Raw genomic sequence first — 24,184 nt, 5'->3', positions numbered from 1 at the left:
CGCCGAAGACGCCTATTTTGACTGTATCCAGGTTCTGAATTGAAACCAGCGAGGACGAGCAGCACGGATATGCAAAGACCTGGACGCAGCCTCCCGGCAAGCATGCTTTTATCCATTCGCGACCGGAGGATGCAGAAGGCAAATGCCGCTGCGCCCAAACGGATGGGCACGACCGGAACGCTGGTTGCTTCCTACAACGTCCACAAATGTATCGGCATCGACCGGAAGTTCGATCCGGAACGGACCAGCCGCGTCATCCGCGAAATCGATCCTGACGTGATTGCGCTGCAGGAAGCCGACAACCGCTTCGGCGACCGTGACGGGCTTCTCGACCTGTCTCGCCTGGAACACGAAACCGGCCTGGTGCCGGTGCCGATTGCAGCCAATGGCAAGGGACATGGCTGGCACGGCAATGTCCTGCTGTTCAAGAAGGGCGTCGTCCGCGACGTGCATCAGATCAGGCTGCCGGGGCTGGAGCCGCGCGGCGCCGTGGTGGCGGAAATCGATCTCGACGGAAACCGGACCCTGCGCGTCATCGCCGCCCATCTCGGTTTGCTGCGCCGGTCCCGCTCGCAGCAGGCCCGCGTCGTGCTCGATATCATGAACAGCCCCGACGAGAAGCCGACGCTCCTGCTCGGTGATCTCAACGAATGGCGGCTCGGCAACCGCTCCGCGCTGAACACGCTGCATGTCACCTTTGGCCCGCTGCCGCCCGCTGTTCCGACCTTCCCGTCGAACCTGCCGCTGCTGGCGCTCGACCGCATCATGGCCAATCGGCACGGCATGATCTCGGCCGTCGAAGCGCATGACACACCGCTTTCGCGGGTTGCCTCAGATCACCTGCCGCTGACGGCGTTCGTGCGCTTGTAACGCAAATTGTCCGGGCCGCCGATGGTCAGCCTAGCGTCCACGGTTGTTAAAAGCTTACGGATTGGTATTGGAACGCTAGGTCTTTCCGCGCATTGGTATGCATTGACCCTCAGGAGGACGAAACATGAGAAGGTTACTATTGGTTTCCATGATGGCATTGGCCGCAACGGCCGCAGTCATTGCGCCAACGCAAGCCGCAAGCTTGATTATCCAGTCCGACGACAACAACCAGTATTTACCGGCCGATCCGTCCGACAACGGCGTGGTCATCATCCGCCGCCATCATGACCGGTATAACAATAACAACCAATATGGTGACGATCAGAACGGCGACGAGCAGTTCGGTGATTACCAGGGTGGCGAGTATCGCCGCCACCACCGGCACTATGACGACAACCAGTATGGTGACGACCAGAACGACGGCGTGCAGTTCGGTGACTACCAGGGTGGCGAGTATCGCCGCCACCATCGGCATCATCGCTGCCATATCGAACTGGTCAAGCACTGGCGCCACCACCACAGGGTGATCGAGGAAGTCCGCGTCTGCGGCTGATCTCGCCCGGAACAAACCGGTCGGCAGAAGCCGGCCGGTTTCGTTTTGCCTTATCAACCGATGATTAGCTGACGAACGTTGCCATTCGATATCGGTGATGTGCGACGCCTGCCAGGCATCGGCGCAGGAGTCTGACGCAGCGAACAAGGCGAATGACGGCCCGGCAAGGCCGGTCAAACCTGTCCAACTGTTAATTCGACTTGGGCCGGTTTCGGCCATATTGGTTGATGGGGGTGAAAGATGCCGCCATGGACCAGCAGTTGGAAATGCCCCCGCAGACGATTGTCGCGCAGCGCCGTTCGCACGGCTGGATCCCCTGGCTGATCTTCCTCGCCGTCGTCGCCGCCACAGGCGCGTATCTCTACCAGCGTCCGCAGGTCACCGCCAGGCAGCCGGGCAACAGGAGAGACGCGCAGCCGATGTCGATCGGCGCCGCCACGATCGAGAAGGGTACGATAGACGTCACCCTCAACGCCCTTGGCACGGTGACCTCGCTCTCCACGGTCACGGTCAAGCCACAGGTCACCGGTCCGCTCGTCCAGGTGAACTTCAGGGAGGGTCAGGACGTCAGCAAGGGCGACCTGTTGGCTGAGATCGATCCGCGGCCCTACCAGGCGGCGCTGGCCCAGGCCCAGGGCCAGCTGGCGCGCGACCAGGCGATGCTGAAGGACGCCCAGCTCGACCTTGCACGCGACCAGACGCTGGTGGCCCAGGGCGCGGCGACACACCAGACGCTCGACGCGCAGGTCTCCCTGGTCGCACAGGACGCCGGCTCCATCCAGGTCGACCAGGCCATGGTTCAGACCGCCACTCTCAATCTCGACAATTGCCGCATCCTGGCCCCGGTCGACGGCCGTGCCGGCCTGCGCCAGGTCGATGAGGGCAATTACGTGACGCCGGGCGACGCCAATGGCATCGTCGTGATCACCCGGGTGCAGCCGATCAGTGTCCTCTTCACCGTGCCCGAGGACGAATTGCCGGAGATCGCGCAGCGCATGCAGCAGGGCGCCACGCTGCCCACCACCGCCTTCGACCGCGCCGGCAACAAGAAGCTCGCCGACGGCCAGCTTGAAACCTTCGACAGCCAGATCGACCCGAGCACCGGCACCATCAAGATCAGGGCGGGCTTCGCCAACGAAACGCGCATTCTCTATCCGAACCAGTTCGTCAACGTCGAGCTGCTGGTGGACGAGCACAAGGACGTGGCGATCGCCCCGGTCGCCTCGATACAGCGCGGCCAGCCCGGCACCTTCGTTTATCTGGTCAATCCCGACAGCACCGTGTCCGTGCGCAAGGTCACGCTTGGTGTCACCAATGGCGAGCACGTCGAGATCCTGTCGGGCCTCAACCCGGGCGACCGCGTCGTGACCGATGGCGCCGACAAGCTTCGCGACAGAGCGCATATCAACCTGCAACAGGACGGCCAAACACAGGCTCCGGCACAGACACCCCCGCAGGCATCAACCCCTGCACCGGCAGGGACAGCGCCACCATCACAAGCGCAGTCGTCGGGGCAGCCCGCATCGGATGCGTCGAAACCGGACGATACGTCCAGGCACAAGGGCCAGGGCCGCAAGCACCGTCACGCGGAGTCCGGGCAGCAGCAATGAGCCCGTCGCGAGCCTTCGTTCTCCGGCCGGTGGCGACATCGCTGTTCATGGTTGCGATCATGCTGTCCGGCCTGCTGGCTTACCGCTATTTGCCGGTCTCGGCGCTGCCCGAGGTCGACTATCCGACCATCCAGGTACAGACCTTCTATCCGGGAGCGAGCCCGGACGTCATGACGTCCTCGGTCACAGCACCTTTGGAGGTCCAGCTCGGGCAGATCGCCAACCTGAACCAGATGAACTCGGTCAGTTCGGCCGGTTCCTCCGTCATCACGCTGCAGTTCAGCCTGGCGATCTCGCTCGATGTCGCCGAGCAGGAGGTGCAGGCGGCCATCAACGCCGCCGGCAATCTGCTGCCGGCCGACCTGCCGGCACCGCCGATCTACGCCAAGGTCAATCCGGCCGACGCGCCGGTGCTGACGCTCGGCCTGACATCGGACACGATGCCGCTGCGCGATGTGCAGCAGCTCGCCGACACAAGGCTGGCGCAGAAGATCTCGCAGCTGGCGGGCGTCGGTCTGGTCAGCCTCAGCGGCGGCCAGCGCCCGGCCGTGCGCGTCCAGGCCAATCCGCGCAAGCTCGCCGCCTATGGCCTCAATCTCGACGATCTGCGCACCACGCTGGGCAGCGCCAACGACACGCCGAAAGGCAATTTCGACGGGCCGTCGCGGGCCTACACAATCAACGCCAACGACCAGCTGAAAAGTGCCGACGAATACCGTTCGCTGATCGTCGCCTACAAGGACGGCGCCCCGGTGCGGCTGAGCGATGTGGCGACAGTGGTCGACGCCACCGAGAACAACAGGCTGGCGGCCTGGATGAACAGCACGCCGGCGATCATCGTCAACATCCAGCGCCAGCCCGGCGCCAACGTCATCGAGGTGGTCGACCGCATCAAGGCGCTGCTGCCGCAACTGCAGGCCTCGCTGCCGAGCACTATCGACGTCAAGGTGCTGACCGACCGCACCACGACCATCCGAGCTTCCGTGCGCGACGTCGAATACGAACTGACGCTCGCGATCATCCTCGTCGTGCTGGTCATTTTCGTCTTCTTGCGCAGCGCCCGTGCGACGCTCATCCCGAGTCTCTCGGTGCCCTTGTCGCTGGTCGGCACGCTGGGGGTGATGTATCTGTTCGGCTTCAGCCTCGACAATCTCTCGCTGATGGCGCTGACCATCGCCACCGGCTTCGTGGTCGATGACGCCATCGTCGTCATCGAGAACATCGCGCGCTATGTCGAGGAGGGTGCGACACCGCTGCAGGCAGCGCTGAAGGGGTCGCAGCAGATCGGCTTCACCATCATATCGCTGACCGTTTCGCTGATCGCGGTGCTGATCCCGCTGCTGTTCATGGGCGATGTCGTCGGCAGGCTGTTCCGCGAATTTTCCATCACGCTCGCCACCACCATCCTGATTTCCGCCGTGGTGTCGCTGACGCTGGTGCCGATGGCCTGCGCCAAGCTGCTCAAGCCATTGTCGGCGGTGCGCGAGAACGCCCTGCAGCGCGCCAGCCGCGACTTCTTCGACTGGGTGATCAGGGGTTACGGCCGCGCGCTGACCTGGGTGCTCGACCGGCAGACGCTGATGCTGCTGGTGGCGGCGGCCACGCTGGTGCTGACGGCGGCACTCTACGTGGTCATCCCCAAGGGTTTCTTCCCGGTGCAGGACACCGGCGTCATCCAGGCCATCACCGAGGCGCCGCAATCGGTGTCCTACGCCTCGATGGCCGAGCGCCAGCAAGCCCTGGCGGCGGTCATCCTGAAAGACCCCGATGTCGACAGCCTGTCGTCCTTCATCGGCGTCGACGGCACCAACACCACGCTCAATGTCGGCCGCATCCTGATCAACCTCAAGCCGCATGAAGAGCGCACCGCCGATATCACGCAAGTCATAGCAAGGCTGAAGCAGGCGACCGCCGCCACGGCCGGCGTCACCCTCTTCATGCAGCCGGTGCAGGACCTGACCATCGACGGCACGGTCAGCCGCACGCAGTATCAATTCGTGCTGCAGGACGCCAATCCGGACGAACTGACGCTATGGACGCCGAAGCTGCTGGCCAGATTGAACACGCTGCCGCAGATCGCCGACGTCGCCAGCGACCTGACGGATGCCGGCCTCGCCGTCTTCGTCGACATCGACCGCGACCAGGCGGCGCGCTTCGGCATCACGCCGGCGACGATCGACAACGCGCTCTACGACGCCTTCGGCCAGCGCATCGTCTCGACCATCTTCACCACATCGAGCCAGTACCGGGTCATTCTCGAAGCAGATCCCTCCTTGCAGGATTCGCTGCGCGCGCTGTCCTCCGTCTACCTGCCGTCATCGACCGGCGGCAGTCCGGTGCCGCTGGCCGTGGTCGCCAGCACCCACGTCGCCACGGCACCGCTGCAGATCACCCATATGGGGCAATTCCCGGCCACCACCGTCTCGTTCAACCTGGCGCCCGGCGTGTCGCTTGGCGAAGCCGTCACCGCGATCCAGCAGGCGCAAAGCGAGATCGGCATGCCGCTCAGCGTCATCACCAATTTCCAGGGAGCGGCGCGCGCCTTCCAGGCTTCGCTCGACAACACGCTGTTCCTGATCCTGGCGGCGGTGATCACCGTCTACATCGTGCTCGGCGTGCTCTATGAGAGCTTCATCCACCCGATCACCATCCTGTCGACACTGCCTTCGGCCGGCATCGGCGCGCTGCTCGCGCTGATGATCGCCGGCGAGGACCTGACCATCATCTCGATCATCGGCATCATCCTCTTGATCGGCGTGGTCAAGAAGAACGCCATCATGATGATCGACTTCGCGCTCGATGCGCAGCGCAACGAAGGCAAGGCGCCGCGCGAGGCCATCTACCAGGCCTGCCTGCTGCGCTTCCGACCGATCCTCATGACGACGCTGGCGGCGATGCTAGGCGCGCTGCCGCTGATGCTCGGCACCGGCGTCGGCTCGGAACTGCGCCATCCCCTCGGCGTCACCATCGTCGGCGGCCTGCTCGTCAGCCAGTTGCTGACGCTGTTCACCACGCCGGTCATCTATCTCTGGTTCGATCGCCTTGCCACCCGGCTGCAAGGCATCCAGCCCGATCCTCCCCGTGCGTATGGTGCGGACACCGCGTCATGAACCTGTCGGTTCCCTTCATCCGGCGCCCGGTCGCAACGACCTTGCTGACCTTCGGCCTGCTGGCGGCCGGACTGGTGGCGTTTCCGCAATTGCCGGTGGCGCCGCTGCCCGAGGTCGACTACCCCGTGATCTCGGTGCGGGCATCGCTGCCGGGCGCCAGCCCGCAGGTCGTGGCAAACACGGTCGCCAGCCCGCTCGAACGGCATCTCGGCGAGATCGCCGACGTCACCGAAATGACCTCGTCGAGCAGCGTCGGCAGCGCGCGCGTCACTTTGCAGTTCGGCCTCGACCGCGACATCGACGGCGCCGCGCGCGACGTCCAGGCGGCGATCAACGCGGCGCGCGCCGACCTACCGTCCAGCCTGCATTCGAACCCCACTTATCGCAAGGTCAATCCGGCCGACGCGCCGATCCTCATTCTGACCCTCACCTCCGACACTCTGTCCAAGGGGCAGCTCTACGATGCCGCCAGCACCGTGCTGGCGCAAAAACTCTCGCAGGTCGACGGCGTCGGCGAGGTGTCGGTGGGCGGCAGTTCGCTGCCGGCGGTGCGCGTCGAGCTCAATCCGCAGGCGCTCTACAACTACGGCATCGGGCTGGAGGACGTGCGCGCGGCCCTCGCCTCGGCCAATGCTCACAGTCCGAAGGGCGCCATCGACGTCGGCCCGCAGCGCTATCAGATCTACGCCAACGACCAGGCCAACCATGCGGACGCCTATCGCTCGCTGGTGGTGGCCTATCGCAACGGCGCGCCGGTGCGGCTTTCCGACGTTGGCCAGGTCAACGATTCCGTCGAGAACATCCGCAATGCCGGTCTCGCCAATGGCAAGCCGGGGGTGCTGATCATCCTCAACCGATCGCCCAACGCCAACATCATCGCGACGGTGGACCGCGTGAAGGCGCTTATGCCGTCGCTGCGCGCCTCGATCTCGCCGGCCATAGATCTGTCGCTGGCGGTCGACCGCTCGACCACCATCCGGGCTTCGCTGCGGGAAGTCGCGCAGACGCTGATGATCGCCATCGGCCTGGTGATCCTGGTCGTCTTCGCCTTCCTGCGTGATGTGCGCTCGGCCCTGGTGCCGATCGTGGCCGTGCCGGTGTCGCTGGTCGGTACGCTGGGCGCTATGTACCTGCTCGGCTTCAGCATCGACAATCTGTCGCTGATGGCGCTGACGGTGGCCACCGGCTTCGTCGTCGATGACGCCATAGTCGTACTCGAGAACATCTCCCGCCACGCCGCTTCCGGCATGGGCCGCCTGGAGGCGGCGATCAAGGGGGCGCAGGAAGTCGGCTTCACCGTGCTGTCGATGAGCCTTTCGCTGATTGCCGTGTTCATCCCCATCCTGCTCATGGGCGGCATCATCGGCCGGCTGTTCCGCGAGTTCGCCATCACGCTTTCGGCCGCCATCCTGGTCTCGCTCGTCATTTCGCTGACCACCACCCCGATGATGTGCTCGATCCTGCTGCGCAGCGAGCGAGGCCGCGCGCATGGCCGGCTCTACCGGCTCAGCGAGCGCGTCTTCGACGCCATGCTGGGCGGCTATCGCCGGTCGCTCTCCTGGGCGCTGGAGCATCCGCTGCTGATCATGGCGGTGCTTGCGGCGACGCTCTGCCTCAACGGCTACCTCTATGTCACCATCCCCAAAGGGTTCTTCCCGCAGCAGGATACCGGCCGGCTTGTCGGCTCGATCCAGGCCGACCAGGCGACCTCCTTCCAGCTGATGTCGCAGAAGCTCAGCCAGTTCGCCGGCATCGTCAGCAAGGACCCGGCCGTCGATGCCGCTGTCGGCTTCACTGGCGGCGGCCAGACCAATTCCGGCTCGATGTTCGTGTCGCTTAAGGCCGAGCGCAAGGTTTCCGCCGACCAGGTGATCGCCCGGCTGCGGCGCGAACTTGCAGTGGTGCCCGGCGCCACCCTCTTCCTGCAGGCGGTGCAGGACATCCGCGTCGGCGGGCGTCAGTCGAACGCTCAGTACCAGTACACGCTGCAAGGCGACAGTTTCGACGAGCTCGCGCAATGGGCGCCCAAACTCGCGGCGGCATTGCAGACCGAGCCGAAGCTGACCGACGTCAACAGCGACCAGCAGAACAAGGGCCTGGAGGCGGATATCGCCATCGATCGCGATACCGCGACGCGCCTCGGCATCACCGTCAGCCAGATCGACAACACGCTCTACGATGCCTTCGGCCAGCGCCAGGTTTCCACCATCTATGTGGCGCGCAACCAGTACCACGTGATCATGGAGGTCGCGCCGCAGTACTGGCAGAACCCCGAAGCGCTGAGCCAAGTCTATGTCAGCACGTCGGGCGGATCGGTGCATGGTTCGCAGGCGAGCAATGCGGTTGCCGGCACATTCGTCGCGCCGGGCCAGTCCAGCAGCACCACGGCGGCCGCGACGGATGCCGCGCGCAACCAGGCGACCAATTCCATCACCAGCACCGGCAAGACCGCCGCCTCGACCGGATCGGCCGTCAGCACCGGTGCCGAGATGATGGTGCCGTTGTCGGCAGTCGCGACCTATGGCCCCGGCAGCACGCCGCTTTCGGTCAACCACCAGGGCCTGTTCGTCGCCACCACGCTGTCGTTCAACCTCGCGCCGGGCGTCGCCCTCAGCGATGGGGTCGCGGCCATCAACGCGGCGGCGGACCGCATCGGCATGCCGGCCACCATCCATGGCAGTTTCCAGGGCACGGCCCGGGTGTTCCAGGATTCGCTTTCCGACCAGCCGCTGCTCATCCTTGCCGCGCTCATCGCCGTCTATGTCGTGCTTGGCATCCTCTACGAGAGCTACACCCACCCGCTGACCATTCTCTCCACTCTGCCCTCGGCCGGCGTCGGCGCGCTGCTGGCCCTGTCGGCCTTCGGCATCGAGTTCAGCATCATGGCGCTGATCGGCATCATCCTCCTGATCGGCATCGTCAAGAAGAATGCGATCATGATGATCGACTTCGCGCTGGCCGCCGAGCGCAACGAGAACAAGTCGGCGCATGACGCCATCTACCAGGCGTGCCTGCTGCGCTTTCGTCCGATCATGATGACGACCATGGCGGCGCTGTTCGGCGCCGTGCCGCTCGCCATCGGCCTTGGCGAAGGCAGCGAACTGCGCCAGCCGCTCGGCATCGCCATCGTCGGCGGCCTGATCCTGAGCCAGATCCTGACCCTCTACACGACGCCGGTCATCTACATCTATGTCGACCGCTTCGGCCGCTGGTGCCAGAGGCTGCGGTCGCAGGCGCGGCGCCCCTGGCAGCCAGGTGCACAACCGGGAGAATGAGATGGGCAGGACATGCTCAGTCACTCGTATTTCGAGGGTGAACGCGGCAAAGCTTCGCCGCCGCGCGATGTCCCGTCGCTCGTCAATTCAAGGTTGTTTTCGAACTCATGTCCGGAAGGGCAGTCCCCGCCGCTCGGACGACGCGGAAACTATGCGCGGCTTTTGTGAGCGTCAATTCAACGGGCGGCCGCCGGGCTGACTATTATCGGGAGGGGTTTTCCAAGCTATAGCAAATAGTTAGCGGCATGCTGCCCGACTCTGCCGTGGTTTCGGCAAGTCTGTGAACCGGGATGGAACGTCTGGACACAAGCGGCGAAGGCTGAAAATGTGGTTACGTCGTCTGGGTTGCGGAGGCTCACTCGGAACACAAGGAGGATGGCGCTGAATCTGGAAGACATTGCCGGCCATCCGGCCCTGCATCGCTATGTTCAGGCACAGTCGCTGGCGCTGATCCGCATCTATGAAGAGAGCCCGCGGCTGGCTTCCATTTTCGCCACGCAGCAGCGTTGGCTGATGGGTCATGTCGGCCTTGCCATGCATTTCAGGCGTGACCCGCACGACCGCGGCAAGGAGCTGACGGTGTCGCGTTTCATCGAGGTCGTGCACCAGCATGCGGTCGCCAGCCGCAACACCGCGGACGCTTTCATCAAGGAAATGCTGCACTACCATATCGCCGAGTATGTGTCGGGCGGCGACGGGCGCACCCACCCCTTGCAGCCGACGGCGGCCACCGTGCAGACTTTTACCGGCTGGGTCCTTGCGCATCTGCGGACGCTGGATCAGCTCGACGGTGGAGATCGGCTGGCGAGGTTTCTGGAGCGGCCCGAGATGGTTGCCAGGCTTCAGCCTCTGGTGGCGGACGGCCTGCTTTCCTCCAAGCCGGTGCGCGAACCCAACCAGACCTTTTCCCTGTTCATCTGGCTCAACAATGGCGGCATCGTCATGGACTGGCTGATGTCGGGCATCGATCCCGATCATGCCGGTCTCGACCGGATTCCGACCAGCGTGGTTTCGATCGGCGACTTCGCCAGATGGCTCAAGCTCTCGCGGACCCATCTTGCCCGCAAGCTGCGCGCTGCCGAGAATCTCGGCAGCATCGGCTGGCTCGGCCTGCGCGGTCATTCGGTGATGTGGGTATCGAGCACGTTCTTCCAGGAGTACATGACCGTCCAGGCCGCGAAGCTGGCCATTGTGGATGGCGCTTTCAACGCCTGTTTTCCGCAATCCGAGGCCCGCCGACCCTTGCCGTGATCTCGGCCTGCCTGGGAAAATCGCCGACAGGGTGGGGGTCATGCACCAAACGCATAATGCTGTGAACCGGCATCGGCGGACTGCGTCTGGACACAGAAACGGAAGGCTGAAATGTGGCTTGGGTCTTCGCAGCCGTAAGGCTGAAACGGAGCTGGGGGAGAATGTCGCTGACCTTGGACGGTCGCATCCGCCCAATGCAACCCACAGTGAACACGCTGGATGTGCTCGCCGGCTGGATGATGGCGCATTTGCACACGCTGGACAGCCTTGACGGCGCGAACCGTCTGGCGACGTTCCTGGAGCGGCCCGATGCGCTCGCCAGGGTGCAGCCGCTGGTGGCCGACGGCCTGGTCTCCTCCAGCCCCGTCCGTGAGCCCAAGCAGACCTTTTCCCTGTTCACCTGGCTCAACAATGGCGGCGCCGTCATGGACTGGCTGATATCGGGCGTCGATCCCGACTATGCCGGCCTGGCTCAAATCCCGACCGGCATCGTCTCGATCGGCGATTTCGCCAAATGGCTCTAGCTGTCGCGAACCCACCTGGCGCGCAAGCTGCGCGATGCCGAGGATCTCGGCAGCATCGGCTGGCTCGGCCAGCGCGGCAACTCGGTGATGTGGGTGTCGGCCGATTTCTACCGCGAATACATGACCGCCCAGGCCGTTAAACTGGCCATCATCAATGCCGCCTTCGTCGAAGCCTTTGGCTCGCCGGCAGGCAGGTGATCGGTGCGGCACCCCCCGCGGGGGGTGCATAGAGCCCCGGCGTTCTTAATCGATGTCGAACGAAACGCCCTGGGCGAGCGGCAACGCCTTGGAATAGTTCACCGTGTTGGTGGCGCGCCGCATATAGGCCTTCCACGCATCGGAGCCGCTCTCGCGCCCGCCGCCGGTTTCCTTTTCGCCGCCGAAGGCACCGCCGATCTCGGCGCCCGAAGTGCCGATGTTGACATTGGCAATGCCGCAATCCGAACCGTCGACACCAAGGAAGCGCTCGGATTCCTGCAGGTCGCGGGTGAAGATCGACGACGACAGGCCGGCGCCGACCGCATTGTGCTCGTCGAGCACGGCGTCGAAATCCGAATATTTCATCACATAGAGGATCGGCGCGAAGGTCTCTTCGGTCACCGGCGAAACTTGGCTTTGCATTTCGACCAGTGCAGGATGCACATAGTACGCATCCGGATGGCCGTTCTCGACCCGCGTGCCACCAGTCACCTTGCCGCCATGGGCGGCGGCTTCCTTCAAGGCTTTTTGCATGGCGTCGAAGGCAGCCTTGTCGATCAGCGGCCCGACCAGCGAGGATGTCTCCAGCGGATTGCCGACCGTCACACTTTCGTAAGCCTTCTTGAGGCGTGGAACCAGGGCGTCATAGACGCTGTCATGCACGAACAGGCGCCGCAGCGTCGTGCAGCGCTGTCCCGCCGTGCCCATGGCGCCGAAGGCGATGGCGCGCAGCGCCATGTCGAGATCGGCTGTCGGGCAAACGATGCCGGCATTGTTGCCGCCGAGCTCGAGCACCGCGCGCGCAAAGCGCTTGGCCAGCCGCGGACCGACGTCGCGGCCCATGCGGGTCGAGCCGGTGGCCGATACCAGCGGCACCTTGGGGTGATCGACCAGGATCTCGCCGACAGCACGGTCACCGATCAGCACCGGCGCCAGGCCCTGCGGCGCGTCCGTACCGAAGCGCTTTACCGCGCGTGCAAAAATCGCCTCGCAGGCGAGCGCCGTCAGCGGCGTCTTCTCCGACGGCTTCCACACCACCGCGTCGCCGCAGACCAGCGCCAAGGCGGCGTTCCACGACCACACCGCGACCGGGAAGTTGAAAGCGGAAATGACGCCGACAACGCCAAGCGGATGCCAGGTTTCCATCATGCGATGGCCTGGGCGCTCGGTGGCGATGGTCAGGCCGTACAATTGCCGGGAAAGACCGACGGCAAAATCGCAGATGTCGATCATTTCCTGCACTTCGCCAAGTCCCTCGGACGGGATCTTGCCGACCTCGATCGAGACCAGCCGGCCAAGCTCGGCCTTGTGCGTGCGCAGCTCCTCGCCGAGCAGCCGCACCAGTTCGCCGCGTCGCGGACCCGGCACCATCCGCCACGCCTGGAACGCCTTGTGCGCCGCATCGATGGTCTTGGCCGCATCGGCCGGCGAGATCGTCTTCAGCGCAGCGATCTGCTCGCCCGTCACCGGGCTGCGCACGATCAGGTCGCCGCCGACAAGCGCGTCCTTGGCCACCCCCAGTTTCGCCAGAAGCTCGGCCGTTTCCTTCGCTATCGTCATTTTTGTCCCTTTCAGATCCCGTCGCCATCATATGGCACCGGGTCAAGCCTTGCGCCATGTCGCCCGCGTGCCGAAAGGCACCTCAGGCACTGTCATGGCGTGGCATTACTCGTTTCAGGGGAAAATCGCCACCCCGGCATGGTCCAAGCCGAGCGCAGACCGTTGAACCAGACCGCAATTCAATCATTTCGCCGTGCGGGCAGGTCCCCGTCCGGCACCGTCCCTCATCAACCGGTCGATGTGCATGCGGATATGGGCGGCTTCCGCGGCCGTGTTGGCAAGCGCGATGGCGCGGTCGAAGGCGACACGCGCCTCCTCGCCCCGGTCAAGCTGCATCAAAAGGCCACCCTTGAGGCCGAAGAAATGGAAATAACCGGAAAGCCTTTGTTCGAGCGGCTCGATCATGGCAAGCGCCTCTGCCGGTCCACGCACCTTCGAGACCGCGACGGCGCGGTTGAGCGTGACCACCGGCGACGGCTGCATCTGTTCGAGCAGGCCATAGAGCAGGTCGATCTCCACCCAGTCGGTGTCCTCGGCCTTCTCGGCCCGCGCATGCAGCGCGGCAATCGCTGCTTGCACCTGATAGGGGCCGGGCTGGCGATGGCGCAGCGCCTTGTCGACCAGCGCCAGGCCCTCGTCGATCATCTTGCGGCTCCACAGGCTGCGATCCTGATCCTCGAGCAGCACGATCTCGCCATTTTCGTCGAAACGGGCCGGCGCGCGCGCATGCTGCAGCAGCAAAAGCGCCGTCAGCCCCATGATCTCGGGCTCGGTCTGGAACAGCCTGAGCAACAACCGCGCCAGCCGGATCGCCTCCTCGCACAGCGGTGCGCGGGCCGGCGCCTCGCCGCTGTTGGTCGAATAGCCCTCGTTGAAGATCAGGTAGACCATGGCGGCGACAGCAGCGAGCCGTTCCGACCGCTCGACAGCACCCGGCGTCTCGAACGGCACGCCGGCGTCCGCAATGCGCGCCTTGGCCCGGGTGATGCGCTGTTCCATGGCACTTTCGCCGACCAGGAAGGCGCGTGCGATCTGCTTGACGGTGATGCCCGAGACGATGCGCAGCGCCACCGCGATCTGCTGCGTCGGCGGCAGATCGGGATGACAACAGATGAACAGCAGCCGCAAGATGTCGTCGCGGTAATGCGCGCCGTCGAGCCGCTCGGCCATATCGCTCTCGGCATCTTCCAGGTCGGAGATCTGGTCTTCCTCCGGCATCGGCGCCTGCTTGGCACGCTTGCGCACCGCATCGATGCCGCTGTTGCGGCCGACAAAGATCAGCCAGGCCGCTGGATCACGCGGCGGCCCGTTCTGCGGCCAGTTCTTCAGAGCTCTGAGACACGCATCCTGGAAAGCTTCCTCCGCCGTATCGAGATCGCGGAAATAACGCAGCAGCGCGCCCATCGCCTGCGGACGGGCGGTGTTGATTGTCGAGCTTATCCAGGCGAGTTCGGTCATGCGGGAATCTTGTTGGCATGAAACATCTGAACCGGCCGGATCTCGTAGGACCCCCCGCTCGGGTTGACGTCGGACAGTTCGCGGGCGAACTCGACAGCCTCGTCGAGATCGGCGCATTCCAGCGTGTAGAAGCCGAGGAACTGCTCCTTGGTCTCTGCGAAAGGCCCGTCGATGACGACGGCTTCGCCCTTGACCTTTCTCAGCGTCGTTGCCGCCGTGGTCGGCAACAGCCGCGCCACTGGGCCAAGTCGTCCGGCTTGGGCGTACTTTTCTTGAACGTTGATAAGCTTGCCTATGACTTCATCGTCCTGCGCCTTGCTCCACGAGCTGACGACGTCTTCGGAGGCATAGCAGAGGATTGCGTAGAGCATGGTTGGTCCTTTTCTCTGTCAAAGGACGAAACACTAGGACCGATCCCGACACGACGTCGATAAAAAAATCCCGATGCTGCGGATTTGGTGACCACCCCTTGCCGCCAGTCAGCCTTCGCGCTCCTTCAGCCATCTCAGCACGAGAGTCTCCTCGTCATCGAGACCGTCTACCCGGCGCTTCTGTTTGTTGGCTTGCGCCATTTCGCCGAGCAGCCGCCCCTTCGACCATGCTTCGAAGACCTGCGGATGGATGTAGCATTTGCGGCAGACGGCGCGGGTGTTGCCCAGTCGCTCGGCGACCTTGTCGATGACACTGTTCATCACCCGCCTTTGCTGCGCCTGGCTTTGCGGCAATTCCGCCTGCGCAAACAGCGACGCGGCGTGGATGGTGCCGCCCCAGGTGCGGAAGTGCTTGGAGCTGAACTCGGCCCCGGCCGCTTGCCTGATGTAGTGGTTGACGTCATCGGAGCGGACCGGCCGCCTGTTGCCGTCTTCATCGAGATACTGGAACAGCTTCTGGCCCGGCAAGTCCTGCGCACCCCGCACAATGCCGGCGATGCGGCGGTCGACCAGCTTCAGTTTCCATTCCTTGCCGGACTTGCCCTTGAAGGCAAAACGCAGGCTCGAGCCCGAAATATCGACATGGCGGTCGCGCAGCGTGGTCAGTCCGAAGCTCTTGTTGTCGCGGGCGTAGGCGACATTGCCGACGCGGATCATCGTGTTGTCGAGCAGCCAGACGACGGCGGCGACGACGCGCTCGAGCGGCAGGCCGTGACGGCGCAGATCACCGTCTATCCTGCGCCGCAGGTCAGGCAGGCTTTCGGCAAAGGCGACAAGGCTCGAATATTTGGCACCGTCGCGTTCTTCGGCCCATTGCGGATGGTAGCGGTATTGCTTGCGGCCGCGCTGGTCCCTGCCGGTTACCTGGATGTGACCGTCGGCGTCGGGCGAAATCCACACATCCGTCCAGGCCGGCGGAATGACGATCGCCTCGATGCGCGCCCTCACGGCGTCCGGAACTGCCCGCCCGTCCGGCCCCTTGTAGGAAAACCCCTTGCCTGTCTTCAGCCGGCGGATACCAGGCTCGGCATCGCTGACATAGCTAAGCGAGGCGTGATTGGCCGAGCTTTGCGCCTCGTTCTTCGGCACAGCCTCTTCGTCAGCCGATCGGCTGTGCGACAATCCGGATTTTTGCAGCATGTCTGCTCCACGCAAATATCCGTAGATAAGCTGCGGGCCGATTGCTGGTTCCACACCCCGTCCGAAAAGCCTGCGGCGACGATGACGCCCGGCCTGCCTTCACGCCTTTTCGAGCACGACCGGAATGACATCGACAGCCTGCTCGCCGACCTGTCCCCCGGTGGTCTTGAGCACGCCGACGATCGGCGCCACGTCCGAATAGTCGCGGCCGTGGCCGACGGTGATGTGGTCGTTGCTTGCCCGCATGCCGTTGGTCGGGTCGAATTCCTGCCAGCCGGCATCGCGCCCGCACCAGACCTTGACCCAGGCATGCATGGCATCGGCGCCTTCCAGCCGAGGCTTGCCCTTCGGCGGGATGGTGCGCAGGAAGCCGCTGACATAGCCGGCCGGGATGCCGAGTCCGCGCAGGCCGGCGATCATGATGTGCGAAAAATCCTGGCAGACGCCGCGCCTCAGATTGAAGGCATCGCTGGCCCGGGTTCGCACCGTGGTCGCTTCGCCGTCATAGGTGAAATCGCGATGGATGCGATTGCACAGGTCCATTGCCGTGCCGGCGGCCGAGCCGCCGACGCTGTCGTGCGCATAGAGGGTGATCGCATCATCGAGGCCGGCATGAGTGCTGCCCGTCAGGAAATGGTGCGGTGTATCAGGCGCCAGCGACCGCACCGCGGCGAGTTCCTGCCTGAGCCGGCCGATATCCGGCGACACGTCGAGCCCGGGCTCGGGCCGCGACACCGATACCCGCGCGCTCATCCTTATGTCGAGCGCGTCATGCGCGTCGCGAAAGGCGATCGAGGTGACGTTGTTGCCGAAGAAGTCGGAAAAATCCGAACGCTCGTTGGGCGCCGGCGCAAAGGACAATGACGCGGCGATGACGCGCTGCACGCCGGAAATCGTCGACGGCAGCACGCGGATCTGATGGCGGCCGCCGCCGGCCGCCGCCGCATAGTCGTAGTGGAGATGGAGCCGGATGTCGTAAAGCATGCGCTACTTTTCTTGTCTTGGCGCAGGTTCTTGTCGCAAAACCGCGGCACTTTTGCGGAACCTGCTTAGCCGAAATAGGCTTTGGCGAGGCTGTTGTAGAGCCCACCGATTTCATAGGCGAGATCGTCCAGCGCCTTTGCCGTCATGTCCGAAGGCTCCTTGATGGCGATCTGGGTGTTGAGCTGCAGTATCTCCTTCGCCGCCGGCGACATGTGCCCCTCACCGCCGAGCGACGGCAACAGGCCAATCTCGGCCTTCAGCCGTTCGAGCTGGAACAGGATGGAGCGCGGATTGAGCGGGTCGAGCGCCAGAAGATCGATCACCGTGCGCCGGCCGGCCTGCACCGGATATTGCCGGCGGTGGGTCATCACGCTGTCGCCGATCTCCAGCATCATGTCGAGCGCGCCGTCCGGCGCCTTGGCACTGGTCAGCCGGGACAGCGTGCGGGCGATCTGGATGCCGCGCTCCAGCCGCCGGCCGATCTCCAGGAAACGCCAGCCCGCGAAGCGGTACATGTTCTCATGCAGCAGGCCGGAGAAGCCGGCGAGCTTGCGCAGGATGACCGTCATGGCCCGTGTCGCGTCATCGCCCGGCGCCACCGTGGTTGCAAACTGATGGATGGTCTTCGACAGGTCCTTGAGCGCCAGCCAGCCATCGGGCGAGAAGCGGTCGCGGATCTGCCCCGCGCTGTAGACGGCGCTGTCGAGCGTGCCGATCAGCCCTGACGGGATCGCCGTCTCGACATCGATGCCGAACGGCTCGAGATAATCCCTGATGTCGGCGAGCAGCGGCATGTCCGGGTCGGAGGTCTCGGCGAGCCGCACATGATAGGCGCGCAGGATACGCACCGTGTCTTCCGAACGTTCGATGTAGCGGCCGAGCCAGGTCAGATTCTCCGCCGCGCGGCTGGGCAGGCTGCCCGGCCTGGTGCGTGTAAAACTGTCGCCTTCCTGCGGCAGCAGCGTTTCGCGCTCCACCGGCCGGTCGCTGACCACCCAGACATCCGCCGCCTGGCCGCCGCGCTGCATGGCGATCGCCGTTGGATCGAGCGACAGGCCGACGCGGGCAAAACCGCCCGGCATCACGGTCCAGCCCTCGGGCGTTCGCGCCAGATAGACGCGCAGGCTCGCCGGCCGTGGCTCCAGCCAGCCGCCGACATAGACGGGTGTCGTCGAAAGCGTCACCGCTTCCTGGCCAACGAAGGCGCCGCCTTCGCGTTCGATGCGCGCCACCAGTTCCGCCCGCTCCCCCGCGGACAGCGCCGAGCCGAGCTTCGTCGAATCGTCATCCTCGAAGGCAAGCCTTGTCGACAGCGCCGGGCCGATCACCATGCGGTCGATGTTGGCCAGCACATGCGCGCGCTCCGTCGCTTGCCCGCACCACCACGTCGCGACGCTCGGCAGCAGCAATTCCTCGCCCCGCAAGGCACGTGAAATCTTGGGCAGGAAGGCGAGCAGCGCGCGTGTTTCCATCAGGCCGGAGCCCAGCGCATTGACGGTCGCAACCGCGCCCTGGCGGATCGCCTCGACCAGGCCCGGCGTGCCAATCTGCGAATCCGAGCGCAGTTCGAGCGGATCGGCGAAGGCGGCGTCGAGCCGCCGCCACAACACGCTGATCGGCATCAGGCCGGAAACCGTGCGCACCATCAGCCTGCCGCCGGAAACGGTGAGGTCCTCGCCTTCGAGCAGCATGATGCCGAGATAGCGGGCGATATAGGCGTGTTCGTAATAGGTTTCGTTGAGCGGCCCCGGCGTCAGGATGGCGACGCGGCCATCGGTTTCCTTGGCCATACCGATCAGCGCATCGCGAAAGCGGCGGAAGAAGCCGGCAAGGCGGTGCACATGCATTTCGCCATAGATATCGGACAGCGCGCGCGTGGTAGCGACGCGGTTCTCCAGCGCAAAGCCGGCGCCGGATGGCGCCTGCGTGCGGTCGCCCAGCACCCACCATTGGCCGTCAGGCCCACGGCCGAGCTCGAAGGCACAGAAATGCAGGAAATGGCCGCCAGCCGGCCTGGTGCCGACGACGGGTCGCAAATATTCGGGGCTGGCGGCGATCAGCCCGGCTGGCAAGATGCCTTTTTCGACCAACCGGTTTGGCCCGTAGATATCGGCGATGGTTTCCTCGAACAGCTCGGCGCGCTGGACGAGGCCGGCGCTGATCGCGGCCCACTCGCTCTCTTCGATCAGAACCGGAACATGCGCCAGCGGCCATTCACGCTCATTGGCGCCGGCCTTGTCGTAGACACGGTAGTAGACGCCGGCATCGCGCAGATACTGGTCGGCGCGGGCAAAACGTTGGCCGAGTTTTTCGGCACCCAGCTCATCAAGGGCTTCGACAAAATGCTTCCAGACCGGACGGGGATTGCCTGACGCATCGACCATCTCGTCGACAACGCCGTCGATCGGCTGGTAGTGCTCCAGCAGGCTATGGTGCTGCGGCTTGCCGCGTACCCTCTTGTGATTCCCCTTTGCCATGTCCGATCACAGTCTTGGTGGACGCCGAAGGTCAAGGGTCATCGGGAAATCTTCCGCCGGTTGTTCCTCGCGCAGCACATAGAAGGACGGCGTGTGGCCGCGCGGTTCGAAGCGGGCGAGCCGCCGTGCCTCCGCCTCGTTGCCGTTGACCGGGAACGTATCGTAATTGCGTCCGCCGGGATGCGCGACATGGTAGACGCAGCCGCCGACCGCGCGGCCCGACCAGCGGTCGTAGATGTCGAAGACCAGCGGCGTGTTGACCGGCAACGCCGGATGCAGGCCCGAAGCCGGCTGCCAGGCCTTGAAACGGACGCCCGCCACCGCGACCTCTCTGTTATCCGTCACCCTCATCGGCACGATGCGGCCGTTGCAGACCACCGCATAACGCTCGGGGTTCAGCCCCTCGGTCTTGACCTGCAGCCGTTCGACCGAGGAATCGACGAAGCGCACGGTGCCGCCAATCGCACCCTGCTCGCCCATGACGTGCCAAGGCTCCAGCGCCTGCCGCAATTCCAGCTTGATGCCGGCGTGCTGGACCTCGCCGCAGAATGGGAAGCGGAATTCGAGCTGGGCATCGAACCATTCCGGACGGAACTCGAAACCGTTGAGCTTGAGATCGTCGAGCACGTCGAGAAAATCCGCCCAGACATGGTGTGGCAGCATGAAGCGATCATGCAGCGAGGTGCCCCAGCGCACGAAGCGGCCGTCGAGCGGGTTTTTCCAGGCGCGCGCGATGATGGCGCGCACCAGCAATTGCTGTGCCAGCGACATGCGCGCATTGGGCGGCATCTCGAAGCCGCGGAACTCGACCAGCCCGAGCCGGCCGGTCGGGCCATCCGGCGAAAACAGCTTGTCGATGCAGATTTCCGAGCGATGCGTATTCCCCGTGACATCGGTCAACAAGTTGCGGAACAGCCGGTCGACCAGCCACGGCAACGGTGCCGCGCCCGTGTCCGGATGCGGCACCTGCGCCATCGCGATCTCGAGCTCATAGAGCGAGTCGTGACGCGCCTCGTCGAAGCGCGGCGCCTGGCTGGTCGGGCCGATGAACAGGCCGGAGAACAGGTAGGACAGCGACGGATGCCGCTGCCATTGCAGCACCAGGCTCTTCAACAGATCGGGCCGGCGCAGGAACGGGCTGTCGTTGGGCGTCGCGCCGCCGACCACGACATGGTTGCCGCCGCCGGTGCCGGTGTGGCGTCCGTCGATCATAAACTTGTCGGCGCCAAGCCGCGTCTGCCGCGCCTCCTCGTAGATTGCCGTCGTCGTCGCCACGCAATCCTGCCAGTTGGCGGCCGGATGGATGTTGACCTCGATGACACCTGGATCGGGCGCGACGCGGATGACGTTGAGGCGCGGATCGTGCGGCGGGCCGTAGCCCTCGATATGCACCGGCATTCCGATCGCCTTTGCCGCGTTCTCGGCCGCCGCGACCAGTTCAAGATAGTCTTCGAGCGCCTCTACCGGCGGCATGAACACGCAGAGCCGCCCGTCGCGCGGCTCGACCGAGAGTGCGGTGCGCACCGCGCCGCCGATCTCGGTGATTTCCTGCTCGACCCGGTCCTGCTGCCCAGTCGCCGCCGTGAACGACACCGCTTGCTGGCGGCGTGCCATTTCATCGGCGCCTTCCAGCTCGGCCGGAGCCGCGATGGGCAGGATCGCCTCGCGCGCCGGCAGCGGGCCGCGTGGCAGCGACGGATCGACCGGCACAATATAGGGGAACTGCGCCGGCGGCACATAGGGCAGCGTGCCTAGCGGCAAGCGATAGCCGACGGGTGAATCGCCCGGCACCAGGAACAACCGGCCACGCCGGGTCTTCCACTTTTCCGAACGCCAGCGCGGACCAGACGCCTGGCTGTTCCAGCGCTGCACCGGCAGCACATAGCCGGACGGCTTGGTTAGCCCGCGCTCGAACACTTTCGCCATGCGGCTGCGCTCTTCCGGATCCTCCAGCTTGGAGTTGGACGGATCGACATTGTCCGGCAACTTGCCTTCCTTGAGCAGCCACTCGGCCGGATCCTCAAAGGCTTCGCTGACCATGGATTTTTCGATGCCGAGTTCGCCTGCAATCGCGGTCAGCAGGCTTTCGGCCTGTTTCGGGCCGACATCGGCCTCGCTCTTTTCCCGCGCGATCAGCGACGGGTCGCTCCACACCGGCTCACCATCGGCGCGCCAATAGAGCGAGAAGGTCCAGCGCGGCAGGCTCTCGCCCGGATACCATTTGCCCTGGCCGTAGTGGAGAAAGCCGCCCGGCGCGAAGCGCTCGCGCAGCTTCCGGATCAATGCATCGGCTTTTTCGCGTTTGGTCGGCCCGACGGCGGCGGTGTTCCACTCGGCCGACTCGAAATCGTCGATCGACACGAAGGTCGGCTCGCCGCCCATCGTCAGCCGCACATCCCCTTCCGAAAGCGCGGCATCGACCTTGTTGCCAAGCGCATCGAGCGCCTGCCAGCTTTCATCCGAGAACGGCTTGGTGATGCGCGGATGTTCGGCGATGCGATCGACCCGCATCTCGAAGCCGAATTCGACATTGGCAAAGCTCGCCATGCCGGAAATGGGTGCGGCATTGCGAAAATGCGGCGTGGCGGCGAGCGGCACGTGGCTCTCGCCGGTGAGCAGGCCGGAGGTCGGGTCGAAGCCGATCCAGCCGGCGCCGGGAAGATAGACCTCGCACCAGGCATGCAAATCGGTGAAGTCGACGGCGGTTCCCGGCGGTCCGTCCAACGCGACGAGATCCGGCTTGAGCTGGATCAGGTAGCCGGAGACGAAGCGCGCGGCGATGCCGAGATTGCGCAGGATCTGCACCAGCAGCCAGCTCGAATCCCGACACGAACCTTTTTTCGCGGCCAGCGTCTCTTCCGGCGAGAACACACCGGTCTCCATGCGCACGATATAGGCGATCTCGCGCTGCAGCCGGGCATTGAGATCGACGAGGAAATTGACGGTGTTTTTTGCGCTGCGCTCGATAGTCCCAAGCAAGGCCGAAAGCAGCGGACCGGCCGGCTCCGGCGTGCGGTAGATGGCGAGATCGTCGCGGATCTCTTCCGGGTACTCGAACGGAAACGCCTCGGCCGATGGCTCGACGAAGAAATCGAACGGATTGTACACCGTCATGTCGGCGACGAGATCGACCTCGATCTTCAGTTCCGTCACCGGGTCGGGAAAAACGAAACGAGCCAGAAAGTTGCCGTAAGGGTCCTGCTGCAGATTGACGAAGTGGTTCGCCGGCTCGACCTTCAGCGAATGACTCAACACCTTGGTGCGGGAATGCGGCGCCGGCTGCAGCCTGATGATTTGCGGCCCGAGAACCACCGGCCGGTCATATTTGTAATGGGTCAGGTGATAGACGGCTGCCAGAATTGCCATGGGGCCCCGGAATTCAGCGTTTCAAACGATTTCGCTGAACCCTGACACAAATGGCGGCCATTCTCCAAGCAGAGATGTTGCGGTGCACCTAATTTAAGCGGGTGTGCCGGCTTAGAAAAACGCCTGGATTCCCGTCTGCGCCCGTCCCAGGATCAGCGCATGCACGTCATGCGTGCCCTCATAGGTGTTGACGGTTTCCAGATTCTGCGCGTGGCGCATGACGTGGTAGCCGATCTGGATGCCGTTGCCGCCATGCATGTCGCGGGCCTGGCGGGCGATGTCGAGCGCCTTGCCGCAATTGTTGCGCTTGACGATCGAGATCATTTCCGGCGCCATCTTGCCTTCATCCAGCAACCGTCCGACGCGCAGGCTAGCCTGCAATCCGAGCGCGATCTCGGTCTGCATGTCGGCGAGCTTCTTCTGGTAAAGCTGCGTGCCGGCCAGCGGCTTGCCGAACTGCTTGCGGTCGAGGCCGTACTGGCGGGCGCGATGCCAGCAATCTTCCGCGGCGCCCATCGAACCCCAGGAAATGCCGAAGCGGGCCCGGTTGAGGCAGCCAAACGGACCGCCGAGGCCCTTGGCGTTCGGCAGCAGCGCGTCCTCGCCGACCTCGACACCTTCCATCACCACCTCGCCAGTGATCGAAGCCCGCAGCGACAGCTTGCCGCCGATCTTCGGTGCCGAAAGCCCCTTCATGCCCTTTTCCAGCACAAAACCGCGGATCTGGTTGTCATGCGCTGAAGATTTTGCCCAGACGACGAACACATCGGCGACCGGCGAGTTGGAAATCCACATCTTCGAGCCGGAGAGCCTGTAGCCATTGGCGGTCTTCTCGGCGCGCGTCTTCATGCCGCCCGGGTCGGAGCCGGCATCGGGCTCGGTCAGGCCGAAACAGCCGATCCATTCGCCGCTGGCGAGCTTGGGCAGATACTTCTTGCGCTGCTCTTCCGAGCCATAGGCATAGATCGGATACATCACCAGCGACGACTGCACGCTCATCATCGAGCGATAGCCGGAATCGACGCGCTCCACTTCGCGCGCCACCAGTCCGTAGGTCACGTAGTTGGCACCAAGCCCGCCAAACTCCTCGGGAATGTTGATGCCGAGCAGGCCGGCCTCGCCCATTTCGCGAAAGATCGCCGTGTCGAAGGTCTCGTTGAGATAGGCGTCCTCGATCCGCGGCGCGAGTTTGTCGGCGGCGAAGGCCGCGGCACCGTCACGCACCATGCGCTCGTCTTCCGAAAGCTGGTCCTCGATCAGGAACGGGTCTTCCCAGACGAATACATTCTTGTCGGCGGCCATGGCTCTCTCCCAATCAATGCATGTCGCCCAAAAGTATTCAGCGGTTTTGCGACATGCATGAAGCAAAATCTTGGC

At 64.4% G+C, this 24,184-nt stretch carries 14 protein-coding genes and 1 pseudogene; 6 read left to right on the top strand and 9 right to left on the bottom strand.

All coding sequences use genetic code 11. The annotated features are described in order from the left end of the window. Positions 1-69: 69 nt before the first annotated feature. A complete protein-coding gene (locus ACFFNA_RS19360; RefSeq protein ID WP_111542702.1) occupies positions 70-870 on the top strand; it encodes an endonuclease/exonuclease/phosphatase family protein in 801 nt (266 codons plus the stop codon). Between the two features lie 235 nt (positions 871-1,105). Here the strand turns inward: ACFFNA_RS19360 and ACFFNA_RS19355 are convergent, their stop codons facing one another. After that, on the bottom strand, positions 1,106-1,600 hold the full coding sequence (locus ACFFNA_RS19355) for a hypothetical protein (protein ID WP_378920778.1): 495 nt from the start codon (positions 1,598-1,600) through the stop codon (positions 1,106-1,108). 71 nt (positions 1,601-1,671) lie between these two features. Here ACFFNA_RS19355 and ACFFNA_RS19350 point away from each other — a divergent pair, with 71 nt between their 5' ends. The 5 genes and pseudogenes from ACFFNA_RS19350 to ACFFNA_RS19330 form a co-directional block, all read left to right on the top strand. After that, positions 1,672-3,033: an efflux RND transporter periplasmic adaptor subunit gene (locus tag ACFFNA_RS19350; protein WP_378920776.1), complete on the top strand. Its 1,362-nt coding sequence runs from the start codon at positions 1,672-1,674 to the stop codon at positions 3,031-3,033. Continuing rightward, on the top strand, positions 3,030-6,143 hold the full coding sequence (locus ACFFNA_RS19345) for an MdtB/MuxB family multidrug efflux RND transporter permease subunit (protein ID WP_378920774.1): 3,114 nt from the start codon (positions 3,030-3,032) through the stop codon (positions 6,141-6,143). The genes ACFFNA_RS19350 and ACFFNA_RS19345 overlap by 4 nt, the downstream gene beginning before the upstream one ends. Further along, on the top strand, positions 6,140-9,418 hold the full coding sequence (locus tag ACFFNA_RS19340; RefSeq protein WP_378920772.1) for an efflux RND transporter permease subunit: 3,279 nt from the start codon (positions 6,140-6,142) through the stop codon (positions 9,416-9,418). Before ACFFNA_RS19345 ends, ACFFNA_RS19340 begins: the two co-directional genes overlap by 4 nt. 375 nt (positions 9,419-9,793) lie before the next feature. After that, positions 9,794-10,669, top strand: a complete 876-nt coding sequence (locus tag ACFFNA_RS19335; protein WP_378920770.1) for a hypothetical protein — start codon at positions 9,794-9,796, stop codon at positions 10,667-10,669. Positions 10,670-10,845: 176 nt separating this feature from the next. Beyond that, positions 10,846-11,391 (top strand): annotated as a pseudogene (locus ACFFNA_RS19330) (hypothetical protein); the annotation flags it as partial. Positions 11,392-11,436: 45 nt separating this feature from the next. Here ACFFNA_RS19330 and amaB read toward each other — a convergent pair. From amaB to ACFFNA_RS19290, 8 genes are all read right to left on the bottom strand, one after another. Further along, positions 11,437-12,951: an L-piperidine-6-carboxylate dehydrogenase gene (gene amaB / locus ACFFNA_RS19325; protein ID WP_378920769.1), complete on the bottom strand. Its 1,515-nt coding sequence runs from the start codon at positions 12,949-12,951 to the stop codon at positions 11,437-11,439. A gap of 183 nt (positions 12,952-13,134) precedes the next feature. After that, positions 13,135-14,409 carry an RNA polymerase sigma factor gene (locus tag ACFFNA_RS19320; protein WP_378920767.1) on the bottom strand — a complete coding sequence of 425 codons (1,275 nt, stop codon included), beginning with the start codon at positions 14,407-14,409 and terminating at the stop codon, positions 13,135-13,137. Then, positions 14,406-14,780: a YciI family protein gene (locus ACFFNA_RS19315; protein WP_111542696.1), complete on the bottom strand. Its 375-nt coding sequence runs from the start codon at positions 14,778-14,780 to the stop codon at positions 14,406-14,408. The genes ACFFNA_RS19320 and ACFFNA_RS19315 overlap by 4 nt, the downstream gene beginning before the upstream one ends. Positions 14,781-14,888: 108 nt before the next feature. Further along, positions 14,889-15,980 (bottom strand): DNA topoisomerase IB, encoded by a 1,092-nt coding sequence (locus tag ACFFNA_RS19310; RefSeq protein WP_378920765.1) that lies wholly within the window; start codon positions 15,978-15,980, stop codon positions 14,889-14,891. A gap of 99 nt (positions 15,981-16,079) precedes the next feature. Then, a complete protein-coding gene (locus ACFFNA_RS19305; protein WP_111542694.1) occupies positions 16,080-16,964 on the bottom strand; it encodes a transglutaminase family protein in 885 nt (294 codons plus the stop codon). Between the two features lie 65 nt (positions 16,965-17,029). After that, a complete protein-coding gene (locus tag ACFFNA_RS19300; RefSeq protein WP_378920763.1) occupies positions 17,030-19,441 on the bottom strand; it encodes a circularly permuted type 2 ATP-grasp protein in 2,412 nt (803 codons plus the stop codon). Between the two features lie 6 nt (positions 19,442-19,447). Next, positions 19,448-22,807, bottom strand: coding sequence for a transglutaminase family protein (locus tag ACFFNA_RS19295; RefSeq protein WP_378920761.1), 3,360 nt, complete (start codon positions 22,805-22,807; stop codon positions 19,448-19,450). Positions 22,808-22,918: 111 nt separating this feature from the next. Then, positions 22,919-24,109, bottom strand: coding sequence for an acyl-CoA dehydrogenase (locus ACFFNA_RS19290; protein ID WP_111542691.1), 1,191 nt, complete (start codon positions 24,107-24,109; stop codon positions 22,919-22,921). Positions 24,110-24,184: the final 75 nt, after the last annotated feature.

Source organism: Mesorhizobium kowhaii (assembly GCF_042431665.1).
Classification (GTDB): Bacteria; Pseudomonadota; Alphaproteobacteria; order Rhizobiales; family Rhizobiaceae; genus Mesorhizobium; species Mesorhizobium kowhaii.
Note: the sequence above shows the minus strand (reverse complement) of the source record. Positions and strands in the feature narration are given on the sequence as shown.

Bases quoted from the DNA above. Each gene is read 5' to 3' on its own strand.
- ACFFNA_RS19360 (WP_111542702.1), top strand. From the start codon at position 70: ATGCAAAGACCTGGACGCAGCCTCCCGGCAAGCATGCTTTTATCCATT.
- ACFFNA_RS19350 (WP_378920776.1), top strand. From the start codon at position 1,672: ATGGACCAGCAGTTGGAAATGCCCCCGCAGACGATTGTCGCGCAGCGC.
- ACFFNA_RS19345 (WP_378920774.1), top strand. From the start codon at position 3,030: ATGAGCCCGTCGCGAGCCTTCGTTCTCCGGCCGGTGGCGACATCGCTG.
- ACFFNA_RS19340 (WP_378920772.1), top strand. From the start codon at position 6,140: ATGAACCTGTCGGTTCCCTTCATCCGGCGCCCGGTCGCAACGACCTTG.
- ACFFNA_RS19335 (WP_378920770.1), top strand. From the start codon at position 9,794: ATGGCGCTGAATCTGGAAGACATTGCCGGCCATCCGGCCCTGCATCGC.
- amaB (WP_378920769.1), bottom strand. From the start codon at position 12,951: ATGACGATAGCGAAGGAAACGGCCGAGCTTCTGGCGAAACTGGGGGTG.
- ACFFNA_RS19320 (WP_378920767.1), bottom strand. From the start codon at position 14,409: ATGACCGAACTCGCCTGGATAAGCTCGACAATCAACACCGCCCGTCCG.
- ACFFNA_RS19315 (WP_111542696.1), bottom strand. From the start codon at position 14,780: ATGCTCTACGCAATCCTCTGCTATGCCTCCGAAGACGTCGTCAGCTCG.
- ACFFNA_RS19310 (WP_378920765.1), bottom strand. From the start codon at position 15,980: ATGCTGCAAAAATCCGGATTGTCGCACAGCCGATCGGCTGACGAAGAG.
- ACFFNA_RS19305 (WP_111542694.1), bottom strand. From the start codon at position 16,964: ATGCTTTACGACATCCGGCTCCATCTCCACTACGACTATGCGGCGGCG.
- ACFFNA_RS19300 (WP_378920763.1), bottom strand. From the start codon at position 19,441: ATGGCAAAGGGGAATCACAAGAGGGTACGCGGCAAGCCGCAGCACCAT.
- ACFFNA_RS19295 (WP_378920761.1), bottom strand. From the start codon at position 22,807: ATGGCAATTCTGGCAGCCGTCTATCACCTGACCCATTACAAATATGAC.
- ACFFNA_RS19290 (WP_111542691.1), bottom strand. From the start codon at position 24,109: ATGGCCGCCGACAAGAATGTATTCGTCTGGGAAGACCCGTTCCTGATC.